This window comes from Sphingobacterium sp. UBA5670, from assembly GCF_002420705.1.
In the GTDB taxonomy this organism is placed as follows: domain Bacteria; phylum Bacteroidota; class Bacteroidia; order Sphingobacteriales; family Sphingobacteriaceae; genus Sphingobacterium.
Map to the genome: position 1 here is coordinate 94095 of NZ_DIIM01000020.1, position 11757 is coordinate 105851.

9 protein-coding genes are annotated in these 11757 nt (G+C 39.3%); 2 read left to right on the top strand and 7 right to left on the bottom strand.

Annotated elements, in window-relative coordinates:
• From B3C94_RS17195 to B3C94_RS17210, 4 genes are all read right to left on the bottom strand, one after another.
• A complete protein-coding gene (locus B3C94_RS17195; protein ID WP_293905889.1) occupies positions 1–1503 on the bottom strand; it encodes a Y-family DNA polymerase in 1503 nt (500 codons plus the stop codon).
• A 4-nt stretch (positions 1504–1507) separates the two neighbouring features.
• The gene (locus B3C94_RS17200; RefSeq protein WP_293905891.1) at positions 1508–2248 is read right to left on the bottom strand and encodes an ImuA family protein; all 741 of its coding nucleotides are present in this window, start codon (positions 2246–2248) and stop codon (positions 1508–1510) included.
• 122 nt (positions 2249–2370) lie between these two features.
• Positions 2371–3105 carry a LytR/AlgR family response regulator transcription factor gene (locus B3C94_RS17205; RefSeq protein WP_293905893.1) on the bottom strand — a complete coding sequence of 245 codons (735 nt, stop codon included), beginning with the start codon at positions 3103–3105 and terminating at the stop codon, positions 2371–2373.
• 12 nt (positions 3106–3117) lie between these two features.
• Complete coding sequence (locus B3C94_RS17210; protein WP_293905895.1) at positions 3118–5034, bottom strand: sensor histidine kinase; 1917 nt, start codon at positions 5032–5034, stop codon at positions 3118–3120.
• Positions 5035–5389: 355 nt separating this feature from the next.
• Here B3C94_RS17210 and lgt point away from each other — a divergent pair, with 355 nt between their 5' ends.
• Positions 5390–6211, top strand: coding sequence for a prolipoprotein diacylglyceryl transferase (gene lgt / locus B3C94_RS17215; protein ID WP_293905897.1), 822 nt, complete (start codon positions 5390–5392; stop codon positions 6209–6211).
• Positions 6212–6281: 70 nt separating this feature from the next.
• On the opposite strand, the gene B3C94_RS17220 is transcribed toward lgt, so the two are convergent.
• A complete protein-coding gene (locus tag B3C94_RS17220; RefSeq protein WP_293905899.1) occupies positions 6282–6944 on the bottom strand; it encodes a response regulator in 663 nt (220 codons plus the stop codon).
• Between the two features lie 307 nt (positions 6945–7251).
• On the opposite strand from B3C94_RS17220, the gene B3C94_RS17225 reads away from it, so the two are divergent.
• A complete protein-coding gene (locus B3C94_RS17225) occupies positions 7252–9285 on the top strand; it encodes an ATP-binding protein (protein ID WP_293905902.1) in 2034 nt (677 codons plus the stop codon).
• Positions 9286–9372: 87 nt separating this feature from the next.
• Here the strand turns inward: B3C94_RS17225 and B3C94_RS17230 are convergent, their stop codons facing one another.
• Positions 9373–10443 carry a phytase gene (locus tag B3C94_RS17230; RefSeq protein ID WP_293905904.1) on the bottom strand — a complete coding sequence of 357 codons (1071 nt, stop codon included), beginning with the start codon at positions 10441–10443 and terminating at the stop codon, positions 9373–9375.
• Positions 10444–10456: 13 nt separating this feature from the next.
• Positions 10457–11719: a right-handed parallel beta-helix repeat-containing protein gene (locus B3C94_RS17235; RefSeq protein ID WP_293905906.1), complete on the bottom strand. Its 1263-nt coding sequence runs from the start codon at positions 11717–11719 to the stop codon at positions 10457–10459.
• Positions 11720–11757: the final 38 nt, after the last annotated feature.

Here is an 11757-nt window from a genome sequence, read left to right on the forward strand (position 1 = left end):
CTATGCAAAAAAACCATGTATAAACCACTGATCTGTCTGACCGTCGTAGTGACCGGCACGGAACAGCCAAAAACGCCTTCCTTCCTGATCTTCTACAGCATAGTAGTCTCGATGTTCACCTTGATCCATCCACCATTCGCGTTCAATACGTTCAGGACCATCTGCTTTTTTTACATAATGGGTAGTTCGCTTATAGATGAACAGTATCGGTGGGTAATCAGGTATAGGTGCAGTAACTATAATACGCTCTGGAACCTTTAACAATCTTGTCGGTCGGGGTCTTGCGGTTTGCCAATCAACAGTGCCTACCTCATCCATTGTCGCGGCTATTTGAATCGATCGTTCTGGCCAGTAATGTGCCGCAGGCACGTAACGTAAGATTTCACAGCTGGAATCTCTGCTTTTCAGGCGATCTAAAAGTTCAGTAACCGCTGGATTTTTAAGACCTATCCGATTGTCCCACAGGTTTTCCTGAACCGCGTCTGCATCCTCAACGCTGGAAACTGCCAGGCTAAATAACTCAATACCTAATGCAGGCTCCACTTGCGGAATCTTAATCGCAAATAATTGAAAAAGATGGTTTACCTGCGCCGTAGCACGATTCGTTTCAATGCTAATTCGTTCTATTTTTCCATCGACACGATGGCAGCTCAATTCAGCTTCACGCAATCCTTTACCCTCTCCAGACAAACGCCGGCACAATTTGATTAACAGTTCTTCCAAAGCCAGCTCAATGCCATTTGCTGTACTGATAGGCTCCAAACAAGGTAAACGTTCTTCATAGGGCAAAACGGGTTTAATCGAAGTAACAAATTCATCTTCAAATCCCATTGCCTGGTCCAGACGAAGTAGTAGGCCATCTCCAAATCTCCTGCGCAGCACGGAGCGGGGCATATGTGCAAAGCTGCCAATTGTTTTTAAACCAAGTGACTGTAATCGGTTCAATTGAAATTGTTCCAGCCGTAAAGCTGCAGGGCTTAAAGAAAGAAGTTCCTCGGATTGGGCCTGCTCGCTTATAATTGTTTTTTCATTACCAAAACGCGCCATTGCCCAGGCAGCACCGATCGTATCTGCTATGCTCATGCAAACATCATAACCATGCCGTTTAAAAGCAGCAACAATATATTCCAGGTAAGCCGCCTCACCGCCCCAAAGATGTGCACAGCCGCTAATATCCAGTATAATTCCATCAGGCTTGTCCAAAGATACCTGCGGTGTATACCTTATACACCAGTGCGCAATAAAATGAAGTATTTTTTCACCTAATCCGGCTTGTTCATGAATGATATGGAGTGATGGAATAAAGGCTCGCGCATCTGCTATGGCCATACCTACATGTACTCCGGCCTGTTCTGCCAATAAATTACTTGCATTTACAATTAATTTTCCATGGACAGCAAGCGCCAGGACAAAGGGAACTTCCTGTAAATGCGGTTTACACACCGTCATCCAATCCGTTTTCAAATGACGAAACCAAAGAGAGGCATATCTTTTTTTCATCATTATTTTAGCCTAAATTTTGATAATGAGGAGTCCAGTCCTTTACTTTCGTTGTTTTATTAGGCGCCACTTTAAATCCCTGAGGGCACCAGGTTATTTGCCATGTGCCCGGAATTCCATTTCTTACCTTTAACAATTCCACACTCCAGCTCGGATAGCCAATACCCGGCAATTCATCTTCCGATTGACTGGGCAATGAAGTGACCTTCCAGCGGGCCGCACAACTCGTAGCCAGCAGCATTTTTGGATTATGCTGCAGGAGGATACCCGTAACGCGGCTTTTTTCCACAGCAAGCTGAAGCCGCTTTGACTGGACAAAGTCCAATTGATGTATTTCTGCCAATACAGCCGTTATACCAGGGCATTTTAGAGCTTCTTCCATTGCCCATAAAACATCCCTTTCTCGTTTCATAGAAACAAAAACAATAGATTCGGGCACGACACCAAATGATTTCATTGAAGCTGGAAATAGTGTCTGAATAGAACTTATCCAGATACAAATCCCTCCATGCTGCATAAGTTTCCCTAGAAGCCCAGCAATAAAACCACAGGATGCCGCACTATCAGCACGGTTAAAGCTAATAAATTCATGGATCACACCTTTAGGAAAGATGCCATTCGGAAAAGCCTCTTCCAAAGATCCCAAATCCATTAGGTCATCATCAATAGACGTTTGAGGCACCCCCTGCCATACAAGCAAGTCTTTTTTAAGTTTGCTGATCAAAGCCTTTTTATCTTCTAACATCATAGCCCCTCCTATTTAGTATTACACACAAATGTAATACTAAATATTTTAGTATTAAAGGTAAAAGCTATTTTTTTTAGCAGACAAAAACTTCCAGATGCATCATCTCCTTGTTATTTCAACTGTTAAATATCATTTAGGAACTGTTGAATGACCTCTTTTTTTCTTGTGGCAACAGGAATCATTTTACCATCAGACATTTCGATCTGACCATCCTTAAAGTATTTTTTCATACAGTTTGCATTAATTAAATACGATTGATGACAACGAATAAATTCTGATTCCGGAAGCATCGCCTCAAAATGTTTGAGCACTTTCGAAACCATCATAGGTTTATTGTCCTTGATATAAAATGTCGTATATCCTTTATCTCCATGGCAATAAAGAATATCATCAATATTGACGATTTGCGTATATTCAAATGTACGAAGGGCTATCTTTCGGGGTCTACTGGGAGATTTCAGGTAATTTTCAGCCATACTTAATTGCATGCTATTGAACCTAAATTCAGTATTTTTCTTATAGCATTTTTCAATAGCCTCCATAAATTGCTCGGGAACCAGAGGTTTGAGTAAATACGCTATAGCACCGATATTAAGTGCTTCGATGGCATATTGGTTAAAAGCGGTGATAAAGATGGTATTGATATCCAATTTCAGTTCTGAAAGGAAAGATAAACTTGATCCATCTTTCAATTGAATATCCGCTAAAATAAGGTCTGGATTTGATCCAAGCAACTCGCGTTCTGCCTGCGCAATCGATGGGCTATAACCTACAATTTGAACATAAGGAATAGCATCCAATAAAGACTTAATATACAAATAGATATTATACTCATCTTCAAGAATATAAACTTTCATAATTTCACGTATTTAATTAAAATATAAAACGAGTGGTATGTAGATTTCTACGCTATACCCACTTTTATCCTCTCTATAATTGGGCTTGATTTCAATCCTTGCTTTGTGCTTAGGATCAGTAAACAAAAGCTCAAGACGCTCTTTGGTGATCACTTGAGATAAAGAATTTTTATGTCCAGTCTCTTTCTTTTCAGCTTGCATTCCCCAGCCATTGTCGCGGACAACAATATGCAGTTGATCATCCACCCGATTGAAAAGAATTTGCAATAGTCCACGGTAATTCAAATTTTTGAACGCATGTTCAATCGCATTTTCAACAAATGGCTGTATTAACATCGGGGGAATCATCACATCATCAACATCCAGTTCATCACTGTCAATTTCAAAATCAAATACATCCTGATAGCGCATCTGTTGTAAAAGTATATAATTCTTTAATGATTTAATCTCCTGATCCAAAGAAATATATTCTTCCCTATTCAGCTCGAGTATATCACGGATTTGACGGGACAATAAGATAAGGTACTGATTTGCTTTTGCTTTTTGCTCACTGCTAATCAAACCTTGCAAATTAGCGATCGCATTGTATATAAAATGAGGATTAAGCTGATTTTGTCTCGTCTTTTGCTCAAGAATTAATTGCCTATTTTCAGCAACTATACGCTGATTTATATTTTGCAGCAACTTCTGTTTATTCCGGTAATAAATGAAAAATGCAATACTTAAGATAAGAGCACATAAAATGACGAAAATCCAGCGCTGCTGAGCCATAATCTTATGATTGAATGCATTTGTTGTTTTTAAAAGCGTAATAGCCTGATCCTTTTTTTCAGTTTCATACCGGGTATTGATCTCATTTATCCGTTCATTTTCAATGCGTTTTATATCATTCTTATAATCCTGATAAGCAGAGTCCAATATAAAATAAGCCTGTTCATAATCACCTTTTAAGGCATGTGCCAATTGTAGATTCTGATAATAGAACAATTTACTCTGCTGGCTTTTATGCGTTTTGATAAACTGCAATCCCGCCCGAAAATAAAATATAGCAGAGTCAAGCTGATGGTTATTCAAAAAGTTTTTTGCCAGGTTAGCATACGCATAAGCATTGAGTTTCTTACTTGCAGCTAAATAGTTAAAGTATAGCTGCGACACCTCCACAGCCTTTCGGCTATTACCAATGCTAAAGAAATACTGGGACTGTAAATTATACATACGCATAATAACCGTAGAATCAGCCGTTTTATTTGCATAATATTTACAGCTATCCAATGTTGTTTTTAGCTTCTCAAAATCATGCAGCTCAATATACTGCATAAACTTGATCTCCTGATAAGCCTGCGCAACATGCGGATCCAATTTATTGGGATGATAATAATACCATGATTCATTGTCTTTGAGCGCTTGATTATAATCCGCCCGACGATAGTTAGCGTTCGCCAATAGATTAAAAAAAAGGAAAGTGAATTTACTATGATGGTTTATCGCATACTCTTTCGCATCAATAATCTGCTCCATGGTGCTAATATTAGTCACATCATTAAAACTAAAATGAGCACGTATATTAAAGTAATCTTTCAGTACAAGTAAATCTGAAGATAATTTTCTTCCATCAAGATTCTTTAATGCTATTTCTGTAGAATCAATTTTATCATCCAACAGGTACCTATAAGCCAAGAAAACCCAATTATACCCAGAGTTTTCATAAGACTTATCCCGTTTGAATTCAGCTATCTTTTTTGCGATAATAGACTGATCGCCGAAATCCTGCGAAGAGAGGAATTTTAATAAAGTATCCCTATATCTTAGATCCTGTGAATCATCCTCAATCCGCTTATTGTTTCCGGCAGTCTGATTACTATTTGGGTGACAGGAGAACAGTTGCGCCAGCAGCACGAAGGATAGAAAATAAAAAGTAAATCTTTTCAAATTTTGTATCATCAGAATATAACAAACAATTTGCATTTTCGTGCAGGTGAGCATCTCCTATTATCTATTGCCGAATATCGGAATATTCTCAAAAAAACAATATATACTTTCAAAATTATTTAACCTTACTGACACTTAAGTAGACATTACCCAGTCCTGCCATCCACAAACATACTAATTAGCCAAAGAATGTGAACATTACAATTCATAATCGTAGTATTCAACTTAATATTTGCTTTCAACGAAGCAACTTTCCACATGAAGCATTCCCGCTATTCCTTTTTTTTCATTAAATCCTGTAACAAAAGGCCAATAGTATATACTTATACAAGGAAGTATCACAATACAGTGCAAAATGACAAATAATCTATTCTTGAATTACATCACCTGGAATGTAGACAGCGACATCTTTGTTATTCCCACTATTGAACACCCCATCCGCTGGTACGGAATATGCTGGTTATTGGGTATTGTACTATGTTATAGGATATTGTGGTCAATATTCAAAAAAGAAGGCCGGCGAATTGAGTTTCTCGATCAGCTAACCATTTACATCGTATTGGGCACTGTCATTGGAGCAAGACTAGGGCATGTGTTATTTTATGACCCCGGCTATTACCTCCATAACCCATTAAAAATCTTTGCCCTATGGGAAGGAGGTCTGGCGAGTCATGGCGGCGGCATAGGCATACTGATCGCTATCTATTTATTCGCCAAAAAGCAGCAGCTTTCTTTTCTTTGGGTCGCAGACCGCGTAGCACTGGTGGTGCCTGTTGCTGGTGCCTGTATTCGATTGGGGAACTTAATGAACTCCGAAATGATTGGTACGCCAAGTAACCTGCCCTGGGCCTTTGTATTTACACATATCGATACAGTACCCCGGCATCCGGCCCAGCTTTATGAAGCCATATTTTGTATCCTGTTATTTTTATTGTTATACGGCTTATGGAAAAATAACCAGCTTCGAATCCGTAACGGCAATTATTTTGCGCTTTTATTGATTCTCTTATTTTCATTTAGATTCTTGGACGAATTCATGAAAATCAACCAAGAACATTTTGAGGATTCTTTATTCATCAATATGGGGCAGCTGCTCAGTATACCATTTATCATAATCGGAATCGGTATATTTCTTCTGAACCGCTTTAAGACAAGTACACAACAGTTGCACTCATAAGCTATACAGGCCCTAATAGCCACTTATAGTCTCATGTACCAGCAGTCATTACAAAAAGCTGCTCTGCTGCCTACTTTAATAAACCGTGCTGGAAGGCATATTTTACGAGTTCTGCTGTATTTTTTACTTTTGTCTTATCAATCAGGCTCTGGCGATAGCCTTCCACAGTTCGCTTACTTAAAAAGATCCGATCAGCAATCTCTACGTTGGTAAACCCATCAGCGATTAATGCCAATACTTCCAGTTCACGATCATTGATATCTAAATCTACCGTCATGCCCTTTTCAACAGCGGCATAAACTTGTCCAGAAGAAACTTGCTCAAGCAGTGCCATACTCACTTCTTCACTGATATAACGACCACCGTCAGCCACGTGTTTTAGCCCAAAAAGAAGCTCATGATAACCGACATTTTTAAGCAGATATCCTGCAAGACCATGGTCAAATCCCTCCACAACATAATGAATCTGATTAAGCATGGTCAATACAACAACTTTTACCAAAGGATATTTCTGAACAACGACTTTTAATAGCTCCATCCCATCCATATTTTCCATACTGATATCCGTTAAGACAATATCAGGAACTAGACCATTCGCCAGCATAGATAAAGCTTCAACACCATCAGACGCCTCGCCTATGACTGTAAATTCACCCTCGGATTCTAAAAGTAGCTTAATACCATTGCGTACGACCATGTGATCTTCAACTAATAGTATCTTAACCGTATTCATCTTCTATAGCATTTAAATAAAACCTTCAGCTCTGCTTTCTTCCAAAACCTGTACAACACTTCGTGATGCTTGCATAATTCTATTTGGAATGACGAGAAATAAACTGCATAAACGAAATAAAGATACGAAATTCTACACATTGTACTGAACACATCATTGATCTCCCTGATCAGGCTCATTGTGACTTACAGCTGGCTATCATTTAAAGAGAAGCAGGAAACGAATTAGAAAAGGAACAATATTTGCACGCTATTAAATCAAATAATACTTGGTGTTACTTTAATCAACACTTAATTTTTGACACGTTATGATTCGTTCAGATAAAGACATTTTAGCCGTTCTCACATCTTCAATGGAAGCCTGCGCAATTTATGATAGCGCAGATCTTCATATATCCTATGCAAATACAAACATGTTAAAATTGTGGAATTGTGATCAACAGGCTGTCGGTCAGCATCTTGAAGACTGTATGCGACGTGAAGAATTAATGCCTTATATTCCGCTCTTGAAAGAGGCTTGGCACTATGGCAAAGAGCAGGAGGCGAAAAAGATACAGGTCAAGCTCCAATCAGAAATACAACCTTCTTTAGTCTATGATTACACATTTGAATATCATACGCTCTTCAATGAAAAAGGTGAAACCTGCGCTGTATTTCAGCGGATGACGCTGATTCCGGGAAACAATAACATGCAGCCCCTAACGCATGAAAAAAACTCCATTGAGCGAAAACTTCTACAGGATCTATTGACACAAAAGCAGACAATTGCTGCGAGCAATTACAAGATCATGAAGTTTCATAATAATGATACCACATCAAATAAACAGACTGAGGATCTCAATGAAAAACTTAAAGATGCGCTCAAAAAGATCATCGAAAGTGAAGAACATTATCATTTTGCGCTGCAATCAGCCGAGATGGGAACATGGAACCTAAATTGTAAGAATTACATTGTACACTGGGATGAACGGACACGTGAACTCTTCGGCTTCGCAAAAGGTGAATATGTACCTTACCATCAGGTCCTAAAATATATCCACTCAGAAGATAGAAAGCGAATTGATCAGGAAGTCCAAAAATCGCTAACCTACCAGAACAAAGGAGTTTATGACGTACAATTTCGGACCGTTGGCGCTGAGGATCATCAGTTACGCTGGTTGCATTGTAAAGGCAGGGTATATTTTGACGCGGACCAGCAACCGGAATGGTTTGCAGGAACAGCCATTGACGTCACCGCTCAGCATCAGGAACGTGAAAAGCTCGAAGCAATCAATCATCTCATTGCAAAAAGGGACCAGCAGTTTCGAATGATTGTGGAGGCTGCCGGAATCGGTACTTTTTCTATTGATGTAGAGACAAATCAAATGGAGCTCAATGATCGCTGTCGCGATCTATTTGGTTTCGAACAAAACACAAAAATCAAAGAATCTGACTTTTTTGCTCAGATCCTGCCTAAATACAGAACTAAAATACAGCAGATTTTTCAGGAGGTAACGCTGAAACAATCCCCTTTCGATTGTCAGTGTGAAATAATAGACAAAAAGACGGGTCAGGTAAAATGGCTGAGATCCATTGGCGGCAGCCAATCAGAATCCGATACCTCAAGACACATGATCTATGGGGCTATAATAGATAATACGAGCGATAAAGAAGAGGAAAGAAAAAAACTGGATTTCATCAGCATTGCAAGTCACGAGCTCAAAACGCCTCTGACCTCATTAATTGCTTATATTCAATTGTTGATAGCCAAAGAAGAATCATTGAGTACTGAAAAACGAATACAATATCTGCATCAGTCTAATGAACAGGCTACACGTATGCGTGGGTTAATTGACGGTTTTCTAAATGTCACACAACTGAATGAAGGTAAATTATTACTTCGCAAAAAAATGTTTCGAGTTTGTTCACTAATGGATTATATCCAAAATATGTATTCTTTAAGACCCGCAAAGCATTTCATTCACTATACAGGTGACATTCACTCGAGTTTGGAAGTCATGGCAGATCGCGATAAAATCGAACAAGTGCTTATCAACTTCATGGATAACGCGATTAAATATTCCCCTAATAATTCAACAATTACGATGCATGTTACAGTAAATGAAGAATATTTTCAGGTCGAAATTAAAGATCAGGGAAAAGGTATTGACCCGAAAGACCAAAAACAAATATTCGATAAGTTTTATCGCGTAAATGACGATACCCAGAGCTATGCTTCAGGATTTGGTATCGGATTGTTTATCTGTAAGGAAATTATTCAAAAGCATCATGGTGTAATTGGTGTTAACAGTCAGCGGGGAGAAGGCTCAACTTTCTGGTTTAAAATACCGGTGAATGCCTAAAAACGATATTTGCAAAAGGCTTTTGTACCCTGAAAGGCAACAGTTGTTTTCAGCATACAACTGTTGCCGATGCATTTTAGACCAGGACTATTTCTTTTTCAGATCAGCCCCAGCAATATCTTCCCATCGATAATAATGGAATGTTTTATCGTCACTCATCGTTACGAAAAGTCCATGTTTGAACGTCTCGTTTAAGCTGGAAGAAACAACTTCTGAACCATCACTTTGTGTTGCCATCACAGGCACTGTCTTTAGATGGGTATGCTCAAATGGATTACTTTTAGTTCCTTCTCTGCTAAAGATCTGAAAACGATTTGCCCCTTGATCAGAAACCAATATATACCCCGTACTATCCGTTAGTTTATAAATCGAAATACCTTCATGATCTTCTTTAAAACCCTCTGTAGCAAATAATGCCAGCTGCTGGTTCCCTTTTGCAGGATCAGCATAATACTGTTTTACACCAACTTGTTCATCCGAATAATAAATATAACCAAGTTCATTATCTACAGCTATCGCTTCGATTTCCTTTTTTCCGCTAAACGAACCAAACTTGCGCACCAAGGTTGCTTTCACTGCCCCTGAACCATTATCTTCCAATAAATATTGTCCCAGGTAACCGTCCTTTGGTCCATTTTTCCGACCGACAATAGCGTAGATCTCTCCTTTCGGAGCAGTATATAAGGCGATCCCCATAAGATCCCTAAATTCTGGCTCAGTCTCACCAACAAACATGTCTAATCCGCCCTGATCAATAGGTTTCATATCTGGTAACGAAAACACACGTAATTTATGGGTCATACGCTCTGTTGTCACCGCAATATCTACGGGCTTTCCGTTCAATAGCAAACCATAAGCCACGTCAACATTGTTCGGACGTTTTAGGTTTGAGACTACTTTTTCCTTCACGGTTTTACCTTCAAGATCGTATACAAATAATGCCCCATCAGCATCCTTATCTGTGGCAATAATTAAGCTTTTACTGGGGTCTGTCTTGTTGATCCAAATGGCAGGATCATCCGAATCATAACGTACCGAATCGGTAACGATAACAGGTTTAACCGGGTTTGTCCCATTTTGCTGCGGGTTTTTGCAAGCTGATTGAAGCAGTGCAACTGCGCCAGCACCAATCGAGAGTATTATTTTATAGTTTGTCATTACATGAAATAAATTAGAATTTGGTACCATATGCACCTACATAAACTGCAGGTTCAGGAGAATTGTAGGTCAAGCCGTTTGACATCACCAAACCACTTGTGAAATGAGGTTTAAAAGCCAGAGTACCCGCCTTTAATGCTGGAGAATTTCCCTGGAGATGAAAATCCCAGGCTGCATCAAACACATAGTTGTCAACCGATGTTTCTAACGGATAGGCAGCAAATTTAGGGTTATTCTCCCCTGCCACTTTACCCCGGACATCATTACTGCCGCCTACGATATCATTTTTACCAACCTGAAACTGATCTACAGTCAATTGGCTATAGCCATAATACCAGTTATTACTTGATACCGAACGGCTGTCTTCCGGTTTTTTAGGGTCTCGCTTGACTCCAAACCGTGTATTGGCAAATAGATTATTATAAATCTCGGCTCTGACAGATGCTTCTAACCAAATAGAACCTCCTTTTGCAGTAGGTCTGCGCCAACCTGTGTTGAGCATGGTGTTATTATAAACAATAATATACGCTTGCGGAGTCCGATCTCCTGAATTCGATAATTTCAACGCATTGGTATTTACGCTATAAACCAAGTTATAGGCGACATCGGCAAGACAGCCCGATTTAAAGTTCATCGCTTCACCGCCGGTCACACCATTGGAAAAGAAGCGGTTGTTGGCGAAAATGATTTTTCCGCCCTCAATATATGTACAGTCTTCATGAAAATGACTTACGGTACTATTCTGAACTACTAACTTCCCATCCGGATTTGAAAACCACAATGCTGGCAACGCCTCACCAGATACTTTTTTATACAAACCCATCTTCACAGAAGTCGAAGCATCCGATGTAATTGCACCGCCATATTCGATGATTGTATTGTCTAAAACAAGCTCCTGGCAACTTGGGGCAGCCAAAATCCCACCCCAAAGTTTACCAAATTCATTCGTTTTTGTCTTATAGCCATCTTCAACCGTAAACTTCACCGGATTTTCAGCTGTACCTAGTGCATACAAATTACCCAAAACAACAATTTCAGGCTTATTAACGGAATCCATCAATACAGTTACGCCTTCCTCAATCGTCAGGCTCTTGCCTTCGGGAATAATAATGTCTCCCTTAATATGCTGTACACTTCCCTTACTCCACACACCAGATACCTCACCAATAGCACTTCCATCAGCATCAGAAGTATCAACATCAATATTCGCTTTTTCACAGGCACTTAGCACCACGATAAAAAACGCTAGAAACGATAAAATACATTTATTTTTCATCTGTATATATTTAATTTTTAATGATGAAGCAGATTTCA

Excerpts from the sequence above, each read along its gene's own strand:
- B3C94_RS17195 (WP_293905889.1), bottom strand. The coding sequence starts at position 1,503 with ATGATGAAAAAAAGATATGCCTCTCTTTGGTTTCGTCATTTGAAAACG.
- B3C94_RS17225 (WP_293905902.1), top strand. The coding sequence starts at position 7,252 with ATGATTCGTTCAGATAAAGACATTTTAGCCGTTCTCACATCTTCAATG.
- B3C94_RS17200 (WP_293905891.1), bottom strand. The coding sequence starts at position 2,248 with ATGATGTTAGAAGATAAAAAGGCTTTGATCAGCAAACTTAAAAAAGAC.
- B3C94_RS17235 (WP_293905906.1), bottom strand. The coding sequence starts at position 11,719 with ATGAAAAATAAATGTATTTTATCGTTTCTAGCGTTTTTTATCGTGGTG.
- lgt (WP_293905897.1), top strand. The coding sequence starts at position 5,390 with ATGACAAATAATCTATTCTTGAATTACATCACCTGGAATGTAGACAGC.
- B3C94_RS17220 (WP_293905899.1), bottom strand. The coding sequence starts at position 6,944 with ATGAATACGGTTAAGATACTATTAGTTGAAGATCACATGGTCGTACGC.
- B3C94_RS17230 (WP_293905904.1), bottom strand. The coding sequence starts at position 10,443 with ATGACAAACTATAAAATAATACTCTCGATTGGTGCTGGCGCAGTTGCA.
- B3C94_RS17205 (WP_293905893.1), bottom strand. The coding sequence starts at position 3,105 with ATGAAAGTTTATATTCTTGAAGATGAGTATAATATCTATTTGTATATT.